A 24,882-nucleotide genomic window follows, 5' to 3' on the forward strand; every position below is an offset into this window, starting at 1 on the left:
TCCTTACTCAGGCGACGGCCTGGCTAACTTTAGGCATGGCGAGGTTCAACGCCTGTTGTTCATTCGCCTGTTCATGAAGTAATTCGCCGGCAATTTCGCCTTCACGCATCACCACAATGCGGTCGGCCACGCCAAGCACCTCAGGCAGATCGCTGGAGGCGAAAAGCACCGCCACGCCGCGTTTTGCCAGCTCATAAATCACGTTATAAATCTCGTGTTTTGCCCCCACGTCGATACCGCGCGTCGGCTCATCCAGTAAGATGACCTTCATATCCTCTGACAGCCAACGGCCCAGAATAGCCTTTTGCTGGTTTCCGCCTGACAGATTCATGATCAGCTGTTCCGGACCCGGCGTTTTGATATTCAGTGAACGAATATGGTGGTCGGCGTTACTCGACTCCCAGCTATCGTTTATCAGGCAACCGGCGCGAATAAACTTACGCCGGGCGGAAATATTGATGTTGTCGCGCACCGAGTGCACCGGAATAATGCCCTCCGCTTTCCGGTCTTCCGGACAGAGCATCATCCCCGCCCTGATCGCGTGGGCTGGTTTCTGAATATCTATCCGCTCGCCGTCAATGGAGACCTGCCCATCGGTAATACGGGTACCGCCGAACAGACCTTTCATCAACTCGCTACGCCCCGCGCCCACCAGACCAAACAGGCCGACGATTTCACCGCTGCGTACGGATAACGAAATCGGCGTTCTGACGCCCGGCGCTTTTACGCTATCCAGGCGCAGGCGTTCCGGGCCGTACTGGCGCGGCTGCCAGTGATAGATATCACCCAGATCGCGTCCGACCATCGCCTGGACCAGTTGGTCATGGTTCACCTGCGCCATGTCGGTAAAAGTGCGCACATAGCGTCCATCTTTAAACACGGTGATGGCATCGCTCAGGGCAAATATTTCTTCCATGCGGTGCGAAACGTACAGAATCGTCCGGCCTTCCTGACGCAATTCGCGGATCACGCGGAACAGATTTTCGATTTCCCGCTTTGAGAGCGAACTGGTGGGTTCATCGAAGGCAATAATTCTGGCGTTACGCGCCAGCGCCTTGGCAATTTCAACCATCTGCCACTGGCCGATGGAGAGATATTTCAGCGGCGTCTGGGGATCGACGTCCAGACCCAGGTGTTTAAGCTGCAGCCCCGCTTCATAATTAAGTAGCGAACGATTCACCACGCCGCCTTTGTGCGGGAGCTGTCCTAAATAGATATTTTCCGCCACGGTCATCTCAGGGATGAGGTGCAGCTCCTGATAGATAATGGCTACCCCGGCATTGAGCGCCGCCGTGGTATCGGCAAAAGCGACCTCTTCGCCGCGGATCGCCAGCGTGCCGGTCGTGGGCGAGTAGTTGCCGCTGAGGATTTTCAACAGCGTCGATTTTCCCGCACCGTTTTCCCCCATCAGGGCGTGAACCTGGCCGGCATAGCAGTCGAAGCTGATATCGGTCAGCGCGTTAACACCGGGGAAGGTTTTCCCGATGCCGCGAAAAGAGAGATACGGATCAGACTGTCGCATAACGTCTCCGTGATTCCTGTAGTGTGTACGTCAGGCCCCTCACGAAGGATGAGGGGCACAATCACCGCGTATTACTTCCCGCCCAGTCCTTTTTTCGCCAGCTCCTCTTTGAAGTTGTCGCGGGTGATCAGCACCACGTCGGTCACTTCGGTAAATTTCGGCGGTTCAGCCCCTTTGGTGACCCAGTTGTAGAGCATCTCGCTGGATTTGTAGCCGTGAACGTCCGGGCTTGGCAGCAGTGAACCGTAGAAGCCGGTTGCCTGCGCTTTGGACAGCTCGCTGACGGCGTCAACGCCGTTGATGCCAATCCCGATCACGTCAGGCGCTTTGAAGCCCTGACCTTCCGTCGCGCGCACCCCGCCCAGCACGGTGTTGTCGTTCATGCCGACCACCAGCCAGTGTTTGACTTCTGGATGCTGCACCAGCATGGAGTTCGCGGCGTCGAATGCGCCCGGGATATCGTTGGATTTGGTTGGGACTTTATAGATCTGTTTTTCCGGGAAGCCGGCTGCTTTCAGCGCGTCCATTGACCCGGTCGTACGACGACGTGCCGTGTCCAGCTCATCCGCAGTAATGGCCATCACCGCGGTCTCTTTGACATCCCAGCCGCGTTTTTGCATCTCTTTATAAAGTTCCTGGCCCTGACGCTCACCGATTTTGGTCGCCGCCATCATCACCAGCGGGACGCTGTCCATCGGTTTGCCTTTGGCGTTAACGAACTGATCGTCAACGGCGATAACCTTCATGTCATAGCCCCGGGCCTTGGCCGCGATGGCCGAGCCCAGCTTGGGATCCGGCGTGCAGATCACAAAACCTTTCGCGCCGCTGGCCGCCAGGCTGTCGATGGCGTTCAGGGTTTTCTCACCGTCAGGCACGGCGATTTTAATCACTTCAAAACCTAAGTCTTTCCCGGCCTTATCGGCGAATTTCCACTCCGTCTGGAACCAGGGCTCTTCAGGCTGTTTTACCAAAAAACCGAGTTTTAAATTCTCAGCAATAGCGGATTGTGACATAACGGCAGCCAGACCGATGGCCGCCAGCGCTTTAGTAAATTTGTGCATGGTAAACTCCAGCTTTAGCTTTCTTTTCTGTAGGGAATATTTGCGTGCTTCTTATTTAATCGGACTTAAAACAAGGCATTAGCGCTTACCTCGTCATAAGCGTTATTGCTGGTGATAGTTTTAGCGGGAAATTAATCCTCCATAAGAGAGCCCCATCACACCGCAGAATTACAGTAATTGCGTACATAAATTCAGCGAAAAATGACATAAAAAAGGCAGGATTTATCAGACAAATGAAACGAGGGTGAGCAGGATTATCCATAAGATTAGCTAAGATATCCCTGATGCCTTTTAACAGGCGTGAGGACCCAAGACGTCAGAACGCTGCAGCATGTTTTTCATCAAAAACGCAGCACGTCCGGAGCGTTATTTATTTCGTAGAATTTGATTTAGCGCAATTTTATTAATGCATCATATATTCGAAATAATTAATCCGTAATTCATTCTTTTACGGAGCATTATTCCGGCTTAATATCCCCAAAAGAGTAACAGTATATCTCTTCGGTAAAAGCCATTAATTATCAATGGATTAATGAGATAGAAATTGATGGCGAGCTAATTGTATTTCTGTACTATATTAAAGTTTGTAATGTATGGTAAACACAGCCTATTTAAGAGTTTTCTTAGACCACAGACAAGGGTATGCTTATTTATATCGAACACAGGAAGTGAATTTCGGTCGACTTCGTTTACTGCAGAAAACGTATTTCTGCTCTTTTTCTTCGTATTTGCCTGACGCTCAGGTTAAGCAACGGACATCACGTCCCACCGTCAATAAGGATATGAGTATGGCTACCCAAACGATGATGCAAAAACTTAACGCGCAGATGAACCTTGAGTTCTATGCCTCCAATCTGCACCTGCACTTAAGTGCGTGGTGCGCTGAGAACAGTCTCACGGGGTCTGCCACCTTCTTTCGCTCTCAGGCGCAAAGTAACGTCACCCATATGATGCGGGTCTTTAACTTCCTGAAGGCCTCAGGGGCGAATCCTGTCGTTAAAGCCCTTGATGGGATCAACGAGAGCTATTCTTGCCTGGAAGAACTGTTTCAGAAGACGCTTGAAGAGTATGAACAACGCTGCAGCACCCTCAACAAACTGGCTGATGAAGCCAAAGCGCAGCAGGATATTACGACGCTCAGATTCTTACGCGATATGGACAAAGAGCAGCAGCAGGATGGCCTGCTGCTGAAGACGCTGGCGGATGAGATCCATAATGCGCAGCAGGCAGGTTTATGTCCTGAGCAAACCGACCGTCACCTGCTCGACATTGTAGCGGTGCAGCATCACTGAGTTTTTGGCCTGCTTCCGTCCCGGGGAGCAGGTCCCCTTCCCCTCTCCAACCTTCTGCTTTTGCTGAAATTTAACAAATCAGATCTGGCTCCCAATGATTAACCACACAACGTGTGATGATTTATTTAATTACATAATCATTGACGAGGGAGCATCATGATCACCATTGAGTTTGTTGTCATTCTCCTCTGCCTGCTGACGGGTACGCGTTTCGGCGGGATGGGGCTTGGGTTAATCAGCGGTATTGGTCTTTTTATTTTATGTTTCGTCTTTGGTCTGCAGCCGGGTAAACCCCCGGTTGACGTCATGCTGACCATTCTCGCGGTGATTGGTTGTGCCGCTACCCTGCAAACGGCGGGGGGCCTCAACGTCATGATGCAGTTTGCGGAACGCCTGCTGCGCAAACACCCGCAGCACATCACCCTGCTCGCTCCGTTTACCACCTGGATGCTGACCTTTCTGTGCGGCACCGGCCATGTGGTCTACACCATGTTCCCCATCATTGCGGATATTGCGTTGAAAAAAGGGATCCGCCCGGAGCGCCCCATGGCCGTGGCATCGGTGGCATCGCAGATGGCGATTACGGCCTCCCCCGTTTCGGTTGCCGTCGTGTCGCTGGTCTCCATCCTGGCGGCCCAGCATGGGATCGGCCACGCGTGGGGAATTCTGGAAATTCTCGCCGTGTCGGTTCCCGCGTCACTTTTCGGGGTGGCCATTGCTGCGCTGTGGAGTTTACGCCGCGGGAAAGATTTGGCGGACGACATAGAGTTCCAGGAAAAGCTGAACGATCCTAAACAACGTGAATTTATCTATGGCGGAACGGAGACGTTAATGAATCAGCGTTTCCCAAAACAGGCCTACTGGTCCACGTGGATTTTCTTTGCCGGTATTGCCGTGGTCGTTCTGCTGGGGGCCTTCCCTGAGCTGCGCCCGGCCTTTGAACTGAAAGGCAAAATGACGGCCCTGTCGATGAACCTTGTCATTCAGATGATGATGTTAATTGCGGGTGCCGTGATGCTGATGGCCTGTAAGGTCAATGCCTCCGCGATTTCCAACGGCGCGGTCTTCAAGGCCGGTATGGTCGCGATCTTCTCGGTATTTGGCGTGGCGTGGATGAGCGATACTTTTTTCCAGGCGCATCTCGACGAGTTAAAGCTGGCCCTGGAGGGCGTGGTGAAAAGCCACCCGTGGACATATGCGATTGTGCTGTTTCTGGTGTCAAAACTGGTCAACAGCCAGGCGGCGGCGCTGACGGCGGTTGCGCCGATGGGGCTGATGCTGGGCATCGATCCGAAAATGCTGATCGCCTTTTTCCCGGCGTCATACGGTTATTTTGTCCTGCCGACCTATCCCAGCGATTTGGCCTGCATCGGCTTTGACCGGTCAGGCACGACCCGCATCGGGAAATTTATCATCAACCACAGCTTCATTTTGCCGGGGCTGATTGGGGTGAGCTGCGCCTGTGCGGCGAGCTACCTGCTGGTTCAGACGTTCTTCTGATAGCATCAAAGGGCGACACATGCCGTCGCCCATTTCCCTGCTTTAGTGAGACTCACCCTGCGGCGTGAATCGCAGCTCGATCAGCGCGATGGCTTTCTGGATCGCACGCAGTGTAACCGGGTCAGCGGCAGCAGGATGGCTGGCGAAATCGATGTTTTTCAGCTGCGTAGACATCTTCTCGCGCACTTCAACCGGCGCAATCACGTCCAGAACATCAAGGATTTGTTTGATAACCAGCTGGCAGGCGACAACGTCAGAGACCAGTTCCTGATCGGCGCTCAGGTTTTGTGACATGGGGGCTTTCTCCTTATTTAAAGGCCGCCATAGTACCAAAACACGCCCCCTGACATCTTCCCTTCATCGGCTGCAGGTACAAAAAAACCCGCCGAAGCAGGTTTTTTTATCAGAACATGGCGCCCGGCGGCACGTCTTTGAAGGTGCGGCAGTAATTGGCCCACATACTTTTCAGGATTTTGCGCAGTTTCACGATGATGCTCCATTAACTTGTTATACAACTTTATCGTCAACCTGCTTATAATATGACCGCCATCACAAAAATCAATACTTTTGTGACAAACATCACAATTTAATCAGCCAGTGGCCTGATGGCGTTCACCTCTGACCCGTTGCGAAGAGTGAGGGCAGATTGTCCGGCTATTCCAGCCATTGCGGCGGGCATCTGCGGGTACGATAACGTATTTCCATCCACTCAGAGCGAACCATGAAAAGAGTCATTGTAGCCGGCACACTCCTGCTGCTCGCGGGGTGCAGTATTAACCGCCAGGCTGAAGTCAGCAGCCTCGACGCGCCAAACGGCATCGTCCGCCTCGATTACGGCCAGGCAGCCCTGCAAAATGCGTATTCCGATGAGTATGTGAACAACGGCACGGCGGTAAAAGCCTGTCAAAACATGGGGTATGCCACAGCCTCGGCCTATGGTCAGCCCATCAAAACCTGCACCCTCATTAGCGGTTCGTTGTGTCTGAACGAGAGCGTGACTATCCAGTATAAATGCCTGGGTTACGCCGTTAACCCTAAGTCAAATAATCCTTGGTATTAATCCAGACTGCCAGCCTGTGCTGGCAGTTTATTTCATTACGAACAAAAACAATTCTCATTAATAAATAATAAATCGGCAATGCGTTTTATTCCCATTCGTATTTTTAATAAATAAAATAAAGATTTTACGTTTTGCAAATAATTAAATAACAAATTATAGTGTCGCTCATTGTGAACCAGAAATAATAACCCGGAGCGTCACCATGCTGAAAACTGAAATGATCGACAAGCTCAACGCACAAATGAACCTTGAGCTGTTTTCGTCCCTGCTCTACCAGCAGATGAGCGCCTGGTGCAGCTACCACAGTTTCGAAGGCGCGGCCGCGTTTCTGCGTCGTCACGCTCAGGAAGAGATGACCCATATGCAGCGTCTGTTTGATTATCTGACGGATACCGGCAGCCTGCCGCGCATTGAAACCGTGGCTTCCCCTTTTGCTGAATATAAATCTCTCGATGAACTGTTCCGCGCCACCTACGAGCACGAGCAGCTGATCACGCAGAAAATTAACGAACTGGTTCATGCCGCGATGACCAGCCAGGATTATCCAACCTTTAATTTCCTGCAGTGGTATGTAGCCGAACAGCATGAAGAAGAGAAGCTGTTTAAATCCGTGCTGGATAAATTATCGCTGGTGGGTAAATCCGGTGAAGGTCTTTACTTTATTGATAAAGAACTTTCCACGCTTGATACGCAGAATTAATTTCAGCGCGGTGCCGGTTTCCGGTACCGCGTTAATTTACATACACCCGGCACAGCTGGTGCAGCGCCAGTCGTGGGGATTCACGGCCTGGTAAAAATGGCGGTAGCTGGACGTCTCCAGCGGAATCCCCCTCTCGTAGAACAAATCCGTCAACCAGTCGACATTCTCGATAATCCACTCATCTTCCTGTAAGCCTTGTGCAAAGGTCTCATCTTCAGGATCAATAACCGAATAGATCCCCCAGGTGCCCATATCCTTTTCGCGACGGGACTCGGGAAGATTCAGGGGCTGGTTCTGCCAGCTGATTATCCAGTGGCCATGGCACAACAGGTTGCCTCCCCGGCTCCATGCCGCGGTAAAAGGATTCTCCCCCGCCATAACACCCTCACTTTATTTGATAATTTATATTTATTGTTTACGTTACGCCGGAATGTCGTGCAGCAGTATTGCCCTTATGAGGTAGGCGCAGGCCTAAAAGGATCGGAGGGTCATTAATACGTAAACCATTTTTTACACCACTTGTAACGGTGATTTGACGAGTTACGGCTTTTCCCTTACTCTGCGCCGCAGATTTTGTCGCGGTTAAGAAGCGTTGTAGAGGAAAGCGTGAAAAACAGAACTCTGGGAAGTATTTTTATCGTCGCCGGAACGACAATTGGCGCAGGAATGCTGGCAATGCCTCTGGCGGCCGCGGGCGTGGGATTTGGCATGACCCTGCTGCTGCTGGGCACGCTCTGGGCGCTGATGTGTTACACCGCCCTGCTGCTGCTTGAGGTATACCAGCACGTACCCGCCGATACCGGTCTGGGTTCGCTTGCGGCGCGCTATCTGGGACGCTATGGCCAATGGATAACCGGCTTTAGCATGATGTTCCTGATGTACGCCCTGACCGCCGCCTATATCAGCGGCGCCGGGGAATTGATCGCCTCCAGCGTCAACGACTGGTTTGGCTCTGACATTACCCCTGCGACGGGTGCCATCTTCTTTGCGCTCATCGGCGGCGGCGTGGTCTGCGTCGGGACGTCGCTGGTCGATCTGTTTAACCGTTTTCTGTTCAGCGCCAAAATTCTTTTCCTGATTGTCATGCTGGTCCTGCTGGCGCCGCACGTGCATAAGGTCAACCTGCTGACGTTGCCGCTGGAAAAAGGGCTGGCGCTTTCCGCGATCCCGGTCATTTTCACCTCGTTTGGCTTCCACGGCAGCGTGCCGAGTATCGTCAGCTATATGAACGGCGATATTCGCAAGCTGCGCCGTGTCTTTGTGATTGGCAGCGCGATCCCGCTGATCGCCTATATTTTCTGGCAGCTGGTGACCCTGGGCAGCATCGACTCTTCAACCTTTATTGGGCTGATGGCGCAACACGCTGGACTGAACGGTTTTCTTCTGGCACTGCGTGAGGTTGTGACCTCGCCGCACGTGGAGCTGGCGGTACACCTGTTTGCCGACCTGGCGCTGGCAACCTCGTTCCTGGGCGTGGCGCTTGGCCTGTTTGATTATCTGGCCGACCTGTTCCAGCGTCGCAATACTGCCGCAGGACGGTTACAGACGGGGGCGATCACCTTCCTGCCGCCGCTGGCGTTCGCGCTGTTTTATCCGCGTGGGTTTGTGATGGCGCTGGGCTACGCGGGAGTGGCGCTCTCGATCCTTGCTCTGCTCCTCCCCTCCCTGCTGGCCTGGAAGAGCCGCCAGCAGCATCCGCAGCAGGGTTACCGCGTGGCGGGGGGAAAACCGCTGCTGTGCGTTGTGTTTGGCTGCGGGGTAGTGATTATTCTGGTGCAGGTGTTGATTGCAGCCGGGATGCTGCCGGAAGTGGGTTAAATAAAAAAGGGGCTGTCATCAGCCCCTTGAGATTGATGACAAACCTCATCATTTATATTGATACCGTCTTTCTTGCCGGGTGGCGCTGCGCTTACCCGGCCTACCTGCTGACTGGAGGTGAACGAAATAAATCCACCTAAGTTAATAAAAAATTGATCAGTGCAAACAACAGCTCTTAAACTTCTTCCCACTGCCGCAAGGACACGGATCGTTACGCCCGACCTTCGTGCCGTTCACAATCGGCTTCTTCGCTTCCGGCTGTTGCGGGTTGTTCGCCCAGTAGTTATACAGGCGCAGCGCCGCAGGCTGGATGCTCTCGATGCTGGCGATGTACTCCTCTTCGGACAGTTCATCCAGCTTTTCGCTGTTCTCTTCCGTCCCGTGCAGGGCAATCACCTCAAGATCGGCCTTCAGGGCTTCCGGCAAGGCTGACCAGTCCTTCAGCGCCACGCCGCGCATATAGCCGTAGCACCACTCTTCCACCACGGTATAACTCTCACCGTCCACGTCGTTATAGCCAAACATCGGTTCGAACTGATCCGGGTATTCGCTCAGGCGCTCGGCAATATCGTTCATGTGCTTAAAGCAGAGATCGATAAAACGGTTCATCTCACGATCGTTTTTCCAGCGCGGGATATATTTCTCGCCGCCCCACACCGCCACCAGCCAGGCATCTGGCTCAACGACAACAGGGCCGGAAAGCACTGCGGTAAGCATGCCGTCCAGTTCGGACACGTCAATCACGGACGCGTCATCATGACCGTAAGACATTAACGTCTCTTCAAGCCACGCCATCTCGCTTTCATTCAATGGGCCTTCAGTCATCGCTGACACTCCTGCAAAAAGGAAACGATCCTAACACATATCTCACGCCTCTCCGGGCTGAAGTTTAGGTCTTTATTGCTGCAAAAAAGTGCAAACCGTGACCTTTGCACAACTTATGGGCTTTATTGTTAACGATATGTGATCTCCGCTGTAATTTCTTCTCCTCCCGCAAGGCGGCATAACGCGGCGCTCTATACTCAAACATGTCACAAGCCCGTCAATGGGTTAACCATTCTGGCAACGTTTTTGCTTAATGTTCTTCGCGCGACGCTGCGCAGGGATACCTCGCCGTATATGCAGGATGCCGTCTGTATCTTGTTCGTTTAGTGCATTTTGTTCTTGTTCGTGTTTCGGATTGGCTGCGCCGTCGGGCGTTCGGGTTTACGCCGTGGTGCAAAAACCTCTTTGCTAAGGAACATAATAATGTCGCTGAAATTTATCAGAACTCCTCTTTCTCTTGTGCTGGCCGGTTGTCTGGTGACGGCGTTTTCCGCCCGGGCAGATATTGTGATTGGCGTGGCCGGGCCGTTTACGGGTCCCAATGCGACCTATGGCGATCAATACTGGCACGGCGCAACGCAGGCTGCTGAAGACATTAATGCCGCCGGCGGCATTAATGGTGAGAAGATCAAACTGGTTCAGGGAGATGACGCCTGCGAGCCGAAGCAGGCCGTCGCCGTTGCCAACCGTTTAGTTGACCAGGATAAAGTCAACGCCGTGGTCGGCCATTTCTGCTCCTCTTCCACCATGCCCGCCTCCGAGGTGTATAGCGATGCGGGGATCATCGCCATTACCCCCGGTTCAACCAACCCGCTGATTACCGAACGCGGCATGAGCGATATGTTCCGCATGTGCGGCCGTGACGACCAGCAGGGTCAGGTTGCCAGCGACTTCATCATCGACAAGCTGAAAGCCAAACGCGTGGTGATCATTCACGACAAAGACACCTATGGTCAGGGTCTGGCTGACGCCACCAAAGCGGCGCTGGCGAAACGCGGGGTTCAGGATGTGATGTACGAGGGGTTATCCCGCGGTGAAAAAGACTTTAACGCGCTGGTCACCAAGATCGGTGCGCAAAAACCGGACGTCGTGTTCTTCGGTGGCTGTCACCCGGAAGCCGGTCCGCTGGTTCGCCAGATGCGTGAGCAGGGCGTACAGGCAAAATTCTTCTCCGGGGACTGCATCGTCAACGAGGAGATGGTGACCGCCGCGGGTGGCCCGCAATATACCAATGGCATTTACATGACCTTCGGTAAAGACCCGCGCCTGATCCCGGACGGCAAAGCGGTTATCGAGAAATTCCGCGCCGGTAAATTCGAGCCGGAAGGTTACACGCTTTACTCCTATGCCTCCGTACAGGCGATTGCCGCGGCCTTCAAGGCCACCGGCGGCAAGGATTCTGCCAAAGCCAGCGAGTGGCTGAAGGCCAATTCCGTCGACACGGTGATGGGCAAAAAAGCCTGGGACAGCAAAGGCGATCTGAAGGTCTCTGACTACGTGGTTTACCAGTGGGACGACAAAGGAAAGTATAAGGAAGTGCAGTAACGGGACGGAGTCACGCTCAACGCCGACGGGCTCTCCCGTCGGCGCGTAATAAACATCAGGCTGCGCGGCTCGCGCAGCCTATAAAACGAGCGCGCTAAGATGAATACATTCTTCCTGCAACAGTTAATCAATGGTTTAACGCTGGGTTCTGTCTACGGCCTGATCGCCATCGGCTACACCATGGTGTACGGCATTATCGGCATGATTAATTTCGCCCACGGCGAAGTGTATATGATTTCCGCTTATCTCTGCGCTATTGGCCTGGCGCTGCTCTCGTTCTTCGGCCTGCAGTCGTTCCCGCTGCTGATCCTCGGCACGCTGGTGTTCACCATTGTGGTTACCGGGGTGTACGGCTGGACTATCGAGCGTATCGCCTACAAACCGCTACGCAACTCCACGCGCCTGGCGCCGCTGATCTCCGCCATCGGGATGTCGCTTATCCTGCAAAACTACGCGCAGCTGAGCCAGGGCCCGCGCCAGCAAGGGGTACCGACCATGCTGGACGGCGTCATTCGCCTGCATCTGGGCGAAGGGTTCGTGCAGATAACCTACACCAAAGTGTTTATCCTGGTTGCCTCGTTTGCCGGCATGCTGGTGCTCACCTGGATAATCAACCGTACCCGGCTGGGGCGGATGTGCCGCGCGGTCCAGCAGGATCGCAAAATGGCCTCCATTCTGGGCATTAACACCGACCGAATTATTTCGCTGGTCTTTGTCATCGGCGCGGCGATGGCGGGCCTGGCGGGGGTGCTGATCACCATGAACTACGGCACCTTTGATTTCTACGTCGGGTTTGTGATCGGTATTAAAGCCTTCACGGCGGCGGTACTTGGCGGCATCGGCTCCCTTCCCGGCGCCATGCTCGGTGGCCTTATCCTGGGCGTGGCGGAAGCGCAGTTCTCGGGCATGGTGAACTCGGACTATAAAGATGTCTTCTCGTTCGGCCTGCTGGTCATGATCCTTATTTTCCGTCCCCAGGGACTGCTCGGGCGCCCAATAGTGGCCAAAGTGTGAGGGAGAGAATGATGACATCACACGGTTTTTCACTTAAACGCTGCATTCTGGACGCGATTTTTTCCGGGCTGATTGCGCTGATTATCTTCGGCCCCATCGCGGGCGTGGTGCTGGACGGGTATAGCTTTACCTTCGCCGGGCAGCGCCTGGCCTGGATGGTGGGCATCGTCATGTTCGGGCGTTTTCTGTTGAGCGCTTTTTTAGGTACCGCTGCCGGGGCCCGTTTTCAGGCGCGCTTCGAGGCCGACAGCGCGGGCGTTTATGTCCGACCTCCGGATTACAAAAGCCGCATGCGCTGGATCATTCCCTTGGTGATTGCTCTTGCAGTTTGCTTCCCGTTTGTCGCCACCAAGTATGTGCTGACCGTCGCCATCCTCGGGCTGATCTACGTGCTTCTTGGCCTGGGACTGAACATCGTCGTGGGCCTGGCCGGTCTGCTGGATCTGGGGTATGTCGCGTTCTATGCGATTGGTGCGTACGGCCTGGCGCTGGGATACCAGTATCTCGGCTTAGGGTTCTGGAGCATGCTGCCGCTCGCGGCAATCATGGCCGCCGCCGCAGGCGCCCTGCTCGGCTTCCCGGTGCTGCGCATGCACGGTGACTATCTGGCCATCGTCACCCTCGGATTCGGGGAGATCATTCGCCTGATACTGAACAACTGGCTGACCTTCACCGGCGGACCCAACGGCGTGTCTGCCCCTCCCCCGACCTTTTTCGGTCTGGAATTTGGACGACGCGCGAAAGAAGGCGGCGTGCCCTTCCACGAGTTTTTCCACCTGACCTACAACCCGAACATGAAGTTTATCTTTATCTATGCGGTGCTCTTTCTGGTGGTGATGCTGGTGCTCTACATCAAGCACCGCCTGACGCGCATGCCGATTGGCCGGGCGTGGGAAGCTCTGCGTGAAGACGAAATTGCCTGCCGCTCAATGGGGTTGAACCATGTTCTGGTGAAGCTTTCCGCCTTTACGCTGGGTGCGTCGACCGCGGGCATTGCCGGGGTGTTCTTCGCCACCTATCAGGGGTTCGTGAATCCAACCTCCTTTACCTTCTTTGAATCGGCACTGATCCTCGCCATTGTGGTGCTGGGCGGTATGGGCTCGACGCTGGGCGTGGTGCTGGCCGCCTTCGTGCTCACGGTCACGCCGGAACTGCTGCGCAGTTTTGCCGAGTACCGCGTCCTGCTGTTTGGCATGTTGATGGTGGTCATGATGATCTGGCGTCCACGCGGTTTGATCCGCATTAACCGCAGCGGGTTTGCCGTGCGTAAGGGCGTCGCGCCATGAACGAAACAATATTACGCGTTGAGCATCTGATGATGCATTTTGGCGGGATTAAGGCCCTGAATGACGTCAACCTGGACGTGCAGCGCGGCTCCATTACCGCCCTGATTGGGCCAAACGGGGCGGGAAAAACCACCGTCTTTAACTGCCTGACAGGCTTCTACAGAGCCTCCGGCGGCAACATTTTATTTAATACCCGCCATAAAACGACCAACGTCATTCAGGTACTCGGGCAAAAATTCCAGCCCGGCGACTGGATTAACCCCGCGCAGCTCGGGCAGCGTCTGTTCTACAAAATGTTCGGCGGAACACACTTGGTCAACCGTGCCGGGCTGGCGCGCACGTTTCAAAATATCCGTCTTTTTCGCGAGATGTCGGTCGTGGAAAATCTGCTGGTGGCGCAGCATATGCGGGTGAACCGCAATCTGCTCGCCGGGATCCTGAATACGCCGTCCTACCGGCGGGCGGAAAGCGACGCCCTGGACAGAGCCTTTTACTGGCTTGAAGTGGTGGATCTGGTGGAGTGCGCCAATCGACTGGCGGGAGAAATGTCCTACGGCCAGCAGCGGCGACTGGAAATCGCCCGGGCAATGTGTACCGGGCCGGAAATGATCTGTCTGGATGAACCCGCCGCGGGGCTGAACCCGGTTGAAACGCACAAGCTGAGCGGGATTATTCGCTTTCTGCGGGATCATCATGACATCACGGTATTGCTGATTGAGCATGATATGGGGATGGTGATGGAAATTTCGGACGACATTATCGTGCTCGACCACGGCGATGTGATTGCCAGGGGGAAACCCGAGCAGATCCAGCATGATGAAAAGGTCATTGCCGCCTACCTGGGCACGGATGAAAGCGAGGTCTCCCTATGAGCGAACCGCTGCTGGCTTTTCGCGAAGTGGATGTGTTTTACGGCGTCATTCAGGCGCTGAAGCAGGTCTCTCTTGAGGTGAATAAGGGGGAAACCGTGGCGCTGATTGGCGCAAACGGCGCGGGTAAATCGACATTGCTGATGTCCATCTTTGGTCAACCCCGTATCCGCAGCGGGCAGATCCTGTTCTGTGGTGAAGACATCAGCCATCAATCCACCCACTACGTCGCGTCCGGCGGCATTGCGCAGGCACCGGAAGGCAGACGAATCTTCCCGGATATGACCGTTGAAGAGAATCTGCTGATGGGGACCATTCCCATCGGCAATCAGTTTGCAGCTGAAGATATGCAAACCATGTTTGACCTTTTCCCTCGCCTTAAAGAGCGACGTAAACAGCGCGCGATGACCATGTCCGGCGGAGAACAGCAGATGCTGGCGATCGCCAGGGCGCTGATGAGCCGTCCGAAGTTGCTGCTGCTGGATGAGCCCAGCCTGGGCTTAGCCCCGATTGTGGTGAAGCAGATCTTCCAGACGCTACGAGAGCTGGCCCGCAGCGGTATGACCATTTTTCTGGTGGAGCAGAATGCGCACCATGCGTTGAAGCTGTCTGACCGCGGGTATGTGATGGTGAACGGACAGATCCGGCTGAGCGGCAGCGGTGAGGAATTGCTGGGCAATCAGGACGTGAGGAAGGCGTATTTGGGCGGGGTGTGATTTGATATCTGACGAATGGGCTTATGCCGTGATGGATCATTTCGGCACATACGGGATAGCAGAACTGGAGGATACGTTAGTCGATATCGCCTCTATATTTGGATTGCTTCCGGCAATACTTACAGGTTTGTTAGTAAGAAAAGCAGTAAAAAGAAGGTGATTTATGAGCCTTCTGGTTTAGCCTCAAAGGCTTTTTTGACCCGGAAAAGCAAAGCCCCTAATCGCTGGATACCCAACTTTCGGGGTTATCTTCATTTCGGTGGTTACACGATAACGTCGTTAAATAAAACTGTCGTCGTCATTGCTGTAGTCGTCATCTACATCGTCGTTCAGCCAGGCGTCGTTATTACTGCCGAACGGATCGTTCTGGTTGAGGAAACGGGTGTCAGAGACGTTATTAACGTCGCCGTATTGATTACCGACAAACGGTTCACCACCGACGGGCATTGTCGGTTCTTCGATGATGTTCACGATCTCTTCCGGCCGCGACTGATGGAACATGCTGGTAAGCATCTCGGCAAGCGCGATGCCACCGGCCACGCCAGCGGCTGTCTGGAGCGCGCCAGCCATAAAACCACCGCCGCGAGTAGCCGGCGCTGGCGCCCGAGAGTAATCCTGCGCCGGCGGCTGTTGCGGCTGGGCATTCCAGCTGTTGTCAGGCTGCGGGTTACTTTTTCCGCCACCAAACAGGCCGCCGAGGAAACTGCCGCCCGTCGAAGGTTTGCTTTTTTGCGCGGCTAATTCGCTTTCAAGCTCCTGAACTCGGGCCTGCAGACGTTTCAGCGCCGCTTCCTGAATCAAAATCGACTGCGCCATATAGTAGGGGGCTGCAGGCTGCTGTCTGACAAATTCAGCGATCTGACGCTCCGCATCTGCATCCCGTTGGCTGTTTTGTTGTCCGGCCTGTTTAAGACGCTCGAAAAGGCCGTTGATAAGCTGCTGTTCTTCATATTGCATGACAATAACCTTCCGCTCTCCAGGGGGGATACCAACCAGTTTATCAGCGGCGGCAACCTGTGTCTGGCGAGTGAAATGTTTGTTTAAGATTGGTTGCAGGTTAGCTGAAAATCGCCCTGCTTTCCGGGCTTGATATTAGAGAGTTAGGCTTAACATTCTGGTATGGCAGCGAATATTAACATGGACAGTATTCAGGGTATTGCACAAAATTTTACCGGCGTAATGGCTGGTAAATTCATATTCGCTGAACTAACCGGAATAAAACTGGGTGCAGCCGTGTCGTCACGCATTATGACCTCGTTCGCCGCTGGCGTGGTCATCGGAAGCGCCCTCACGATTGGCGCAGAAACATCGAGAGCTATCTATACGGCCCGAAAGCTTGAAAACCAGAACCCTGCACTCTACTACCGACTTAAGGGTATGGGTGATTTGGATCTTCTGTATTTTCTAGTTGAAGAGAAATTGAAACCTTTTCTTGACGCCTGTAGCGTGGCAGATGTAAACAAGCACGAATTTAACGAAGTGTGTAAATACTTTTTTGGTGGATTATGAACACTCAGGACATTATCAAATTAATAGCATCTCGAATTTTGCGCGGGTTGGGGATGGGAATGGCTTCTGCGGGCCTATTGTTCTGTATTTATTTCTTTTCATTTTCAAAAGACGAATCCCGTTTTATCTGGGGTGCAGCGTCTGGTGCTCTCATTGTCCTTGGTTACTTTATATACCGAATCGCGATACTCAAGGTTTTTGACGAACGTTGAAGACCTCAATTGCTCATACTCCATCAAAAAGCCCACCGATTGGTGGGCTTGATGTTAAAGACTTAGTCTTAACGTCTTCCTGTCATAATAGAATGACGGAATGGCATCAAATAGGATGAAATCAACCGCAACTTTTCACGTGGTCTACATTTGAGTGGTGGTCGCTGGGCAGTAGTGCCCTCTTCTTGTGGCGAAGTTGAATGGCGAAAAACAGGCAATAAAAAAACCACCTTTCGGTGGTTTATACGACACTGCTTATTGCTTTGATTATTCTTTGTTTTCCCATGGTAGCCGGAGTGGGACTTGAACCCACACAGCGCGAACGCCGAGGGATTTTAAATCCCTTGTGTCTACCGATTCCACCATCCGGCCAGGGAAGAAAGTGGAGGCGCGTTCCGGAGTCGAACCGGACTAGACGGATTTGCAATCCGCTACATAACCGCTTTGCTAACGCGCCGTAAAACTTTTCAAACTGACACCCGCTACTGCGCATGTCTTTAATCTGGAGCGGGAAACGAGACTCGAACTCGCGACCCCGACCTTGGCAAGGTCGTGCTCTACCAACTGAGCTATTCCCGCATGTCATCAAGTAAATGTCTAACCACTTGATTTCATTATCGTCCGGCTGACTGTGCCGCCGTTCGATGCGTTGCATTCTACTGATATGACGTTATGAGTCAACGTTATTTTTTGCATCCCCGGATCGTTTGCTGAAAATTACGGCGAAACGATCACTGATCAAGCAAATCCCCGCGCGCAGCGTTCAAATATTGCAGCATTGACCACAATGTCAGCACTGCCGCCACCCACAGGAGGCCAATCCCCGCCCACTCAACCCAGGCGTTCGGACGCCAGAGCATCCAGACCAGCGCCGCCATCTGCGCCGTCGTTTTTACTTTCCCAATCCAGGAGACCGCCACGCTGCTGCGTTTCCCCAGTTCCGCCATCCATTCGCGCAGCGCAGAGATAATAATCTCACGGCCGATCATGGTTGCCGCAGGCAGCGTCACCCACCAGGTATGATAGTGCTCAGCCACCAGCACCATCGCAATCGCGACCATCACCTTATCCGCCACCGGATCGAGGAAGGCGCCGAAACGGGTGCTTTGATTCCAGCGGCGCGCCAGGTAGCCATCAAACCAGTCTGTGACCGCTGCAATAAGGAAGATCAATGCGCAGGCAAAGGGTGCCCAGACAACCGGCAGGTAAAACGCCAGCACGAAGAACGGAATGAGTACGACACGAAAAAGAGTGAGCAACGTAGGGATATTATATTGCATAGTGACGGTAACTATTTGTTGTCAGTAAAATTTAGCTCTATGTTGCTACAGAGCCCTCAATGTTTCAACGAGTAGTAGATCTTTTCTGCCAGCCCTTGCGAAATACCCGGCACTTTTGCAATTTCCTCCATGCTGGCGTTGAGTAATCCTTGCAATCCGCCCATATACTTCAGCAGCATCTGGCGACGTTTTGGCCCCACGCCTTCGATCGTCTCGAGTGAGCTGGTGTTTTTCACCTTCGCCCGTTTTTTGCGGTGACCGCTGATGGCGTGATCGTGCGATTCATCGCGAATATGCTGAATGACGTGCAGCGCCGGAGAGTCCGGCGGCAGGCTGAAGCCCTCACCTTCCGGCTCGAAGAACAGTGTCTCCAGACCGGCCTTACGATCGGCCCCTTTTGCGACGCCCAGCAGCAGCGGATGGTGTTTATCCCAGCTGACATCAAGCGATTCAAATACCGCTTTCGCCTGACCGAGCTGCCCTTTCCCGCCGTCAATCAGGATCACATCCGGGATCTTGCTCTCTTCTATGGCTTTACCATAGCGACGACGCAGCACCTGATTCATCGCCGCATAGTCATCGCCCGGCGTGATGCCGGTGATGTTATAGCGGCGATACTCGGCGCGCAGCGGACCGTTAGCATCAAACACCACGCAGGACGCGACCGTCTGTTCCCCCATCGTATGACTGATGTCGAAACACTCCATCCGTTTCACTTCCGGAAGCTTCAGCAGCGCCGCCAGGGCCGTTAAACGCTGGTGCACCGTCGACTGCTGCGACAGCTTCGTGCTCAGCGCCGTTGCCGCGTTGGTCCGCGCCAGCTTCAGATAGCGCGCACGATCGCCGCGCGGTTTGGTTTGTACATTGACCCGGCGCCCAGCCAGTTCAGAGAGCGAATCGGCCAGCAGGGTTTTATCATCAAGATTAAAATCGAGCAGGATCTCAGAAGGCAGCGTTCGCATCTGGCTCCCCTGGAGATAGAACTGGCCGACAAAGGTTTCCACCACTTCGCCCAGTTCGGTACCGCCAGGCACTTTCGGGAAATAGCTGCGGCTGCCGAGCACTTTGCCCTGGCGTATGAACAGCACATGCACGCAGGCCATCCCGGCGTCAAAGGCCACGCCGATCACGTCGAGATCGTCACCGGTATTCGAGACAAACTGTTTCTCCGTGACTCTGCGCACCGCCTGGATTTGATCGCGGATACGCGCGGCCTCTTCGAACTCGAGTGCGGCGCTGGCTTTTTCCATCCGCGCGATCAGTTGCGTTAACACCTGATCGTCTTTACCGGCCAGGAACAGGCGCACGTACTCCACCTGCTGGGCATACTCGTCTTCACTCACCAGCCCGGCCACGCACGGCCCCAGGCAGCGTCCTATCTGGTACTGCAGGCACGGGCGCGAGCGGTTACGGTAAACGCTGTTTTCGCACTGGCGGATCGGGAAGATTTTTTGCAGCAGCGCCAGCGTTTCACGTACGGCATAGCCATTGGGGAACGGCCCGAAATATTCTCCCTTCGCATGTTTTGCACCACGGTGCATGGCGAGGCGCGGATGGGTGTCACCGCTCAGAAAGATAAACGGATAGGATTTATCATCGCGCAACAGGACGTTATAGCGCGGCTGGTACAGCTTAATATAGTTGTGCTCAAGCAGCAGCGCTTCTGTCTCCGTGTGCGTGACGGTGACATCAATATTCTGGATGAGTGAGACAAGCGCTTCGGTCTTACGGGAGGCCAGGTTGCTGCGAAAATAGCTGGAAAGGCGTTTTTTAAGATCTTTTGCCTTCCCCACATAGATAACCGTACCGCCAGCGTCATACATGCGATAGACGCCAGGCTGGCTGGTTACGGTTTTCAGAAATGCTTTTGAATCGAACACATCACTCACTGACTTAACAACGTCTCCGCATTACACAAACCATGTCGGATGGCCAGATGCGTCAGTTCGACGTCACCATGAATGTTCAGTTTACTGAACATCCGATAACGATAGCTGTTTACCGTTTTCGGGCTGAGATTCAGCTGTTCCGAGATCTCATTCACCTTCTGACCTTTGGTGATCATCAGCATAATCTGCAATTCCCGCTCGGACAAACTGGCAAACGGTGATTCGGTTTTCTCGGGCTCGATCTGACTCAGCGCCATCTGCTGAGCGATGTCGGACGCAATGTAACGCTGTCCGGCAAACACGGAACGGATAGCATTGACGACTTCCTGCGGTGCAGCACCTTTACTCAGGTAACCCGCGGCCCCCGCCTGCATCACTTTCGCGGGCAGTGGATTTTCGGTATGCACGGTCAGCATGATGACTTTGGTGTCTACAAAGGTACGCGCGATTTTGCGTGTTGCCTCAAGACCACCGATACCGGGCATGTTCATATCCATCAGCACCACATCGGCGGAGTGAGTACGGCACCATTTTACCGCATCTTCACCACAGCATGCCTCACCGGCAACTTTAATACCTTTAATATCTTCAAGAATGCGTCGTATCCCTGCGCGCACCAGTTCGTGGTCATCAACAAGAAGGACGTTGATCAAAGGAAATGTCTCCAGAATAGGGATAACGCTACTGAGTGATAATTTGGTTTATATTAACGGTTTTCATGACAAGATTAAAACGTTAAAAAACCGGCTATTCGATTTTGCTCTCGTTTTTGGAAATTAGCCTGTACAGGCGGTGGAAAGAGAGCCCTTGTTTTTAGGGCTCTTGCGGCTTTTTTTAATCATCTGTATTCAAAAAGTTACAAAAAAACGTGCTGCCTTAACCTGCACAAAAACAGGGAACAACTTTTTGTAACAATAATTAACGGCAAGCGGACCCGACCTAAACAATTAATAGTCATTAACCTCGTTGAGTTTACCGGTACGTTCTGTTTACGCAATTAAACACCCGCGTAAAAGTACGAAAAACAACCGCTGCATTTTTTGCGTTAGCTTGTGGTATACTCCGCCGCCTTGACTTTCGTCGTCGCGCTCTAGCGCCGTTTAATAATGAGGAAAATAAATGAGCACACCTGAATTTGCCACTGCGGAGAATAACCAGGAACTGGCACAGGAAGTAAACTGCCTGAAGGCACTGCTGACGCTGATGCTGCAGGCGATGGGCCAGGCTGATGCCGGCCGTGTGATCATTAAAATGGAAAAACAAATCGCGGAGATGGAAGACCAGGCTGAATCAGCGGTATTTGCTAACACCGTTAAGCAAATCAAGCAAGCCTACCGCCAGTAACAAAAAACGGCTGGATGCAGTGCATTCAGCCGTTCGCTCGTCTGTCACGCAGAACGTTTTACGGAGTCAGATCAGTCCCGTTGCCGCCGCGTAGCACGCGATCTGAGTCTTATTGGGCGCGTTAAATTTCTTCTGCATATTCTTCTGATGGAAGTTAACGGTATTCTCTGAGATCGAGAGAATGATCGCTATTTCCGCTGACGTCTTCCCTTCCGCAGTCCATTTCAGAATTTCACGCTCGCGCTTGCTGAACTTCATTTCGGGCGGCATGACCATCTCATGGTCAAAACGCATCAGAGAGGTTAAGGCCATTTGCACCAGCATTTGCAACCGCAGCTCTATTTCCTCATGGGCTAATGGCCCTTCCTGTACGCGACTACGAGAAACAGACAGGAAGCCGAGCGCATGATTCGGCAGCATCAGGCACTGCGTTATTCCGGCGCGTAAACCGTGGTCCTGGGCGCTATGCCATAATTCCTGCGCCTCAGCGAATAATGCGTCTGTCCAGGGGAGATGCCCCTGAATGAAATTCTCCGGTTTTAAAACCGGATCGATCGCGAAATAGTTCGCGGATTGATATTGCGCCATCCACAGTTTTGGGTAAGTGGTATGCAGGGAGATCTTAGGGCGCGTAAATGGCACGGGATGGCGCACACAGAGCGCATAATAATCGAATTCCAGCGCCTGAGTTTGACGCTCCAGCTCCTGATATACCTCGGCGGCACAGGTCAATTCCTGAAACCGGAGGGAGCATTCCCGTCGCCAGGTGAAAAAGTCTAAATCCTTCATACTTACTAAATGAAGCCTCTGAACAGATAATCATTATTATGGTGAATATAAGCTAACACAGAAAACTTTTTTCTAACCACAAAATATCGGCAATAGCACAATTAACTTTACTATCGATAAGGTTTATCCGAGCCGGATAGAATAAAAAAACAGGGGACCTCATGCAGAGGGAGAATAATTTGCTCCAGAGTAAATTTCTGGAGCAAATGCGTGCAAAAATGCTACTGCATAAGGAATTTTTCAAGGAATTGACGGGTTCGCGGCTGTTGAGGGTTAGCGAACAGGCTTTTCGCTGGCCCCTGCTCCACAATCCGCCCCTGATCCATGAAGATGGCTCTGTCAGCGACATCGCGCGCAAAGCTCATTTCATGGGTCACGATCACCATCGTACGTTTCTCCTGTGCCAGCTGGCGAATCGTGTTCAGCACCTCGCCCACCAGTTCCGGATCGAGCGCAGAGGTCGGTTCATCAAACAGGATCACGTCCGGGCGCATCGCCAGCGCACGCGCTATCGCCACGCGCTGCTGTTGGCCGCCAGACAGGCGACGCGGATAGCTGGTCTCTTTTCCCGCCAGCCCAACTTTGGCGAGCAGTTCGCGAGCCCGCGCCGTCGCTTCCTCTTTGGGCTCACCTTTAACGATAACCGGCCCCTCAATGATGTTCTCCAGTACCGTACGATGTGGGAAAAGATTGAAGTTCTGGAAAACAAAGCCGACATGCTGGCGCAGGCGGCGAATCAACCCTTTCTGCTGACTGATGGATTTCCCGGTATCAATCGTTATCTCCCCGACCCGGATGGTGCCGCCTTCCGGCTGTTCAAGCAGGTTAATGCTGCGCAGCAGCGTCGTCTTTCCCGAACCGCTCGGTCCGATAATCGCCACCACTTCGCCCTGCTCGACCTCCAGATCGATCCCGTGGAGCACCGTTTGACCGTGGAATTTTTTCACCAGGTTTTTGACGTCAATTGCACTCATTTTGGATCACGCTCCTGGCGGTTAAGCTGGTTTTCGAAATAGTTTTGCAGAGCAGAGAGCACTGTCGCCATAACCCAGTAAATCAGCGAGGCGGCCAGATACATGGTAAAGACCTCGAGCGTACGGGAGGTGATGAGCTGTGCCTGACGGAAAAGCTCCGGAACCTGAATCGTTGCCGCCAGGGAGGTATCTTTCACCAGGCTGATAAAGCTGTTGCTGAGCGGCGGAAGCGCCACGCGCGCCGCCTGCGGCAGGATGGCGCGGCGCAGCGTCTGCCAGGGCGTCATCCCGATACTGGCCGCCGCTTCCCACTGTCCTTTGTCAATGGAGGAGATGGCCGCACGCAGGGTTTCGGAGGTGTACGCCGCGGTATTGAGCGATAGGCCAATCATCGCCGCCGGGATCGGATCCAGCTCGATACCAAACTGCGGTAAGCCGTAGTAAATCATAAAGAGCTGGGCGATAAGTGGCGTACCGCGAAACACGGAGATATAAAAGCGCGCCAGCCAGCGCACCGGCAGGATGGGCGACATGCGCATCAAGGCCAGCACAAATCCCAGAACCAGCCCAAAGAACATCCCGCCGATACTAAGCTGTAACGTAAATACCGCACCTTTCAGCAGATACGGCAGCGAATCAATAACCAGTTGAATACTTTCTTGCATTATTATTTTTCGACCTGATTTTTAGACATGAGGATGGTAGGCAAACAGCGCAGGCGCTCCGCCGGTATGGACAAATAAAATCGGCCCTTCATCCTTAAAGCGTTTTTGCGCAATGCCGTCGATCAGTCCGGCCATCGCTTTGCCGGTATAGACCGGATCGAGCAGTATGCCCTCGAGGCGCGCCAGCAGTTTCACCGCTTCCATTCCCTCTTCATTCGGCGTGCCGTAACCCGGCGCAAAATAGTCATCCCAGAGCAGAATATCGGCCTTTGCCTTAAGCTCCAGCTGCTCTGCAACCGCCTGCTGTAACGTAACCACTTTTGGCTTCTGATCCGCGACGCTGCGGGACACCGTCACGCCAATCAGTTCGACGTCCGGCAGCAGTTGCTCCAGCCCCACCGCCAGCCCGGCATGGGTGCCCGCACTGCCGGACGCGACCACCACGGAGGAAAGACTCACCGCGCCCTCGCACTGCTGCGCGATTTCCAGCGCGCTTTCCACATACCCCAGCGCACCCAGCGCATTCGACCCGCCGACGGGGATAACGTAGGGGCGGAACCCCTGCGCTTCCAGACGCGTCGCCAGCTCATCGAGCTGGGCGGTCGGATCGGTCAGCGCGTCAACCATCTCAACCTGCACGTTAAACAGATCCAGCAGCAGGCGGTTACCGTTGGTGAGATAGTTTTCAGCCCGCGTGCCAATCGGGTTTTCCATCAACGCCACGCAGTGAAGCCCAAGTTTCGCCGCTACGGCCGCCGTCTGGCGAACGTGGTTGGACTGGATGGCCCCGGCAGTAATGAGCGTATCCGCGCCTTCACGCAGGGCGTCCGCCGCCAGAAACTCCAGCTTGCGCAGCTTGTTGCCCCCCATCGCCATGGGCGTCACGTCATCACGCTTAATAAAAATATCGCGCCCTAAATAATCAGAAAATCGCGGCAGATACTCCAGCGGCGTCGGCGCGCCGATAAACTCCAGGCGAGGAAAGCGCGTTAAATTCTGTAGTGACATGGAT

General features: G+C 53.7%; 26 protein-coding genes and 3 tRNA genes. 12 read left to right on the forward strand and 17 right to left on the reverse strand.

Going from position 1 to position 24,882, the window contains the following annotated elements:
- Positions 1-7: 7 nt before the first annotated feature.
- A complete protein-coding gene (araG, locus tag ACMGGU_RS12320; RefSeq protein WP_045908182.1) occupies positions 8-1,522 on the reverse strand; it encodes an L-arabinose ABC transporter ATP-binding protein AraG in 1,515 nt (504 codons plus the stop codon).
- 71 nt (positions 1,523-1,593) lie between these two features.
- Positions 1,594-2,583 carry an arabinose ABC transporter substrate-binding protein AraF gene (gene araF / locus ACMGGU_RS12325; protein WP_008500409.1) on the reverse strand — a complete coding sequence of 330 codons (990 nt, stop codon included), beginning with the start codon at positions 2,581-2,583 and terminating at the stop codon, positions 1,594-1,596.
- A gap of 788 nt (positions 2,584-3,371) precedes the next feature.
- On the opposite strand from araF, the gene ACMGGU_RS12330 reads away from it, so the two are divergent.
- On the forward strand, positions 3,372-3,875 hold the full coding sequence (locus ACMGGU_RS12330; RefSeq protein WP_045908180.1) for a non-heme ferritin-like protein: 504 nt from the start codon (positions 3,372-3,374) through the stop codon (positions 3,873-3,875).
- A 156-nt stretch (positions 3,876-4,031) separates the two neighbouring features.
- Positions 4,032-5,375, forward strand: a complete 1,344-nt coding sequence (locus ACMGGU_RS12335; RefSeq protein WP_262805081.1) for an anaerobic C4-dicarboxylate transporter — start codon at positions 4,032-4,034, stop codon at positions 5,373-5,375.
- Between the two features lie 42 nt (positions 5,376-5,417).
- Here ACMGGU_RS12335 and ACMGGU_RS12340 read toward each other — a convergent pair whose 3' ends face one another.
- Both ACMGGU_RS12340 and azuC read right to left on the reverse strand, forming a co-directional pair.
- Entirely contained in the window at positions 5,418-5,669 is a 252-nt protein-coding gene (locus tag ACMGGU_RS12340) for a DUF2766 family protein (RefSeq protein ID WP_008500405.1), read from the reverse strand.
- A gap of 109 nt (positions 5,670-5,778) precedes the next feature.
- A complete protein-coding gene (azuC, locus tag ACMGGU_RS12345) occupies positions 5,779-5,862 on the reverse strand; it encodes a stress response protein AzuC (protein WP_014884364.1) in 84 nt (27 codons plus the stop codon).
- A gap of 234 nt (positions 5,863-6,096) precedes the next feature.
- Between azuC and yecR the strand changes: the two genes are divergently transcribed.
- Entirely contained in the window at positions 6,097-6,435 is a 339-nt protein-coding gene (gene yecR, locus ACMGGU_RS12350) for a YecR family lipoprotein (RefSeq protein ID WP_045908178.1), read from the forward strand.
- Between the two features lie 202 nt (positions 6,436-6,637).
- Entirely contained in the window at positions 6,638-7,135 is a 498-nt protein-coding gene (gene ftnA, locus ACMGGU_RS12355) for a non-heme ferritin (protein WP_395299396.1), read from the forward strand.
- Positions 7,136-7,171: 36 nt separating this feature from the next.
- On the opposite strand, the gene ACMGGU_RS12360 is transcribed toward ftnA, so the two are convergent.
- The gene (locus ACMGGU_RS12360) at positions 7,172-7,513 is read right to left on the reverse strand and encodes a hypothetical protein (protein ID WP_395299397.1); all 342 of its coding nucleotides are present in this window, start codon (positions 7,511-7,513) and stop codon (positions 7,172-7,174) included.
- Between the two features lie 228 nt (positions 7,514-7,741).
- Between ACMGGU_RS12360 and tyrP the strand changes: the two genes are divergently transcribed.
- Positions 7,742-8,953 carry a tyrosine transporter TyrP gene (gene tyrP, locus ACMGGU_RS12365; RefSeq protein ID WP_024909783.1) on the forward strand — a complete coding sequence of 404 codons (1,212 nt, stop codon included), beginning with the start codon at positions 7,742-7,744 and terminating at the stop codon, positions 8,951-8,953.
- 156 nt (positions 8,954-9,109) lie between these two features.
- Here the strand turns inward: tyrP and ACMGGU_RS12370 are convergent, their stop codons facing one another.
- Complete coding sequence (locus ACMGGU_RS12370; RefSeq protein WP_395299398.1) at positions 9,110-9,778, reverse strand: YecA family protein; 669 nt, start codon at positions 9,776-9,778, stop codon at positions 9,110-9,112.
- Positions 9,779-10,201: 423 nt separating this feature from the next.
- Here ACMGGU_RS12370 and ACMGGU_RS12375 point away from each other — a divergent pair, with 423 nt between their 5' ends.
- The 5 genes from ACMGGU_RS12375 (at position 10,202) to ACMGGU_RS12395 (ending at position 15,208) form a co-directional block, all read left to right on the forward strand.
- Complete coding sequence (locus ACMGGU_RS12375; protein WP_023312277.1) at positions 10,202-11,323, forward strand: branched-chain amino acid ABC transporter substrate-binding protein; 1,122 nt, start codon at positions 10,202-10,204, stop codon at positions 11,321-11,323.
- Positions 11,324-11,422: 99 nt separating this feature from the next.
- On the forward strand, positions 11,423-12,337 hold the full coding sequence (locus tag ACMGGU_RS12380; protein WP_395299399.1) for an ABC transporter permease subunit: 915 nt from the start codon (positions 11,423-11,425) through the stop codon (positions 12,335-12,337).
- Positions 12,338-12,348: 11 nt separating this feature from the next.
- Positions 12,349-13,623: a high-affinity branched-chain amino acid ABC transporter permease LivM gene (livM, locus tag ACMGGU_RS12385; RefSeq protein ID WP_063622006.1), complete on the forward strand. Its 1,275-nt coding sequence runs from the start codon at positions 12,349-12,351 to the stop codon at positions 13,621-13,623.
- Positions 13,620-14,495 carry an ATP-binding cassette domain-containing protein gene (locus ACMGGU_RS12390; protein ID WP_063622007.1) on the forward strand — a complete coding sequence of 292 codons (876 nt, stop codon included), beginning with the start codon at positions 13,620-13,622 and terminating at the stop codon, positions 14,493-14,495. The genes livM and ACMGGU_RS12390 overlap by 4 nt, the downstream gene beginning before the upstream one ends.
- Positions 14,492-15,208 carry an ABC transporter ATP-binding protein gene (locus ACMGGU_RS12395; protein ID WP_048223773.1) on the forward strand — a complete coding sequence of 239 codons (717 nt, stop codon included), beginning with the start codon at positions 14,492-14,494 and terminating at the stop codon, positions 15,206-15,208. Before ACMGGU_RS12390 ends, ACMGGU_RS12395 begins: the two co-directional genes overlap by 4 nt.
- A gap of 279 nt (positions 15,209-15,487) precedes the next feature.
- Here the strand turns inward: ACMGGU_RS12395 and ACMGGU_RS12400 are convergent, their stop codons facing one another.
- Positions 15,488-16,165 carry a DUF2076 domain-containing protein gene (locus tag ACMGGU_RS12400; protein ID WP_395299400.1) on the reverse strand — a complete coding sequence of 226 codons (678 nt, stop codon included), beginning with the start codon at positions 16,163-16,165 and terminating at the stop codon, positions 15,488-15,490.
- A 180-nt stretch (positions 16,166-16,345) separates the two neighbouring features.
- Between ACMGGU_RS12400 and ACMGGU_RS12405 the strand changes: the two genes are divergently transcribed.
- Positions 16,346-16,717 (forward strand): hypothetical protein, encoded by a 372-nt coding sequence (locus ACMGGU_RS12405; protein WP_111966384.1) that lies wholly within the window; start codon positions 16,346-16,348, stop codon positions 16,715-16,717.
- 497 nt (positions 16,718-17,214) lie between these two features.
- Here ACMGGU_RS12405 and ACMGGU_RS12410 read toward each other — a convergent pair.
- The 6 genes from ACMGGU_RS12410 to uvrY all read right to left on the reverse strand — a co-directional run bounded on the left by ACMGGU_RS12410 (position 17,215) and on the right by uvrY (position 20,751).
- Positions 17,215-17,301 (reverse strand) — tRNA-Leu (locus tag ACMGGU_RS12410).
- An 11-nt stretch (positions 17,302-17,312) separates the two neighbouring features.
- Positions 17,313-17,386, reverse strand: a tRNA-Cys gene (locus ACMGGU_RS12415).
- A gap of 46 nt (positions 17,387-17,432) precedes the next feature.
- Positions 17,433-17,508, reverse strand: a tRNA-Gly gene (locus ACMGGU_RS12420).
- Between the two features lie 152 nt (positions 17,509-17,660).
- A complete protein-coding gene (gene pgsA / locus ACMGGU_RS12425; protein WP_008500348.1) occupies positions 17,661-18,209 on the reverse strand; it encodes a CDP-diacylglycerol--glycerol-3-phosphate 3-phosphatidyltransferase in 549 nt (182 codons plus the stop codon).
- Between the two features lie 56 nt (positions 18,210-18,265).
- Complete coding sequence (gene uvrC, locus ACMGGU_RS12430; RefSeq protein ID WP_126533632.1) at positions 18,266-20,098, reverse strand: excinuclease ABC subunit UvrC; 1,833 nt, start codon at positions 20,096-20,098, stop codon at positions 18,266-18,268.
- On the reverse strand, positions 20,095-20,751 hold the full coding sequence (gene uvrY, locus ACMGGU_RS12435; RefSeq protein ID WP_008500346.1) for a UvrY/SirA/GacA family response regulator transcription factor: 657 nt from the start codon (positions 20,749-20,751) through the stop codon (positions 20,095-20,097). The genes uvrC and uvrY overlap by 4 nt, the downstream gene beginning before the upstream one ends.
- A gap of 466 nt (positions 20,752-21,217) precedes the next feature.
- On the opposite strand from uvrY, the gene ACMGGU_RS12440 reads away from it, so the two are divergent.
- Positions 21,218-21,442, forward strand: a complete 225-nt coding sequence (locus ACMGGU_RS12440; RefSeq protein WP_008500345.1) for a DUF2594 family protein — start codon at positions 21,218-21,220, stop codon at positions 21,440-21,442.
- A 66-nt stretch (positions 21,443-21,508) separates the two neighbouring features.
- On the opposite strand, the gene sdiA is transcribed toward ACMGGU_RS12440, so the two are convergent.
- From sdiA to dcyD, 4 genes are all read right to left on the reverse strand, one after another.
- On the reverse strand, positions 21,509-22,231 hold the full coding sequence (gene sdiA / locus ACMGGU_RS12445) for a transcriptional regulator SdiA (protein ID WP_045908171.1): 723 nt from the start codon (positions 22,229-22,231) through the stop codon (positions 21,509-21,511).
- A gap of 221 nt (positions 22,232-22,452) precedes the next feature.
- The gene (gene tcyN, locus ACMGGU_RS12450; protein WP_008500343.1) at positions 22,453-23,205 is read right to left on the reverse strand and encodes an L-cystine ABC transporter ATP-binding protein TcyN; all 753 of its coding nucleotides are present in this window, start codon (positions 23,203-23,205) and stop codon (positions 22,453-22,455) included.
- Complete coding sequence (gene tcyL, locus ACMGGU_RS12455) at positions 23,202-23,870, reverse strand: cystine ABC transporter permease (RefSeq protein WP_014884380.1); 669 nt, start codon at positions 23,868-23,870, stop codon at positions 23,202-23,204. Before tcyL ends, tcyN begins: the two co-directional genes overlap by 4 nt.
- 21 nt (positions 23,871-23,891) lie before the next feature.
- A complete protein-coding gene (gene dcyD / locus ACMGGU_RS12460) occupies positions 23,892-24,878 on the reverse strand; it encodes a D-cysteine desulfhydrase (protein WP_395299401.1) in 987 nt (328 codons plus the stop codon).
- Positions 24,879-24,882 lie beyond the last annotated feature (4 nt).

This window comes from Enterobacter sp. BNK-8, from assembly GCF_048685095.1.
Lineage (GTDB): Bacteria > Pseudomonadota > Gammaproteobacteria > Enterobacterales > Enterobacteriaceae > Enterobacter > Enterobacter quasiroggenkampii.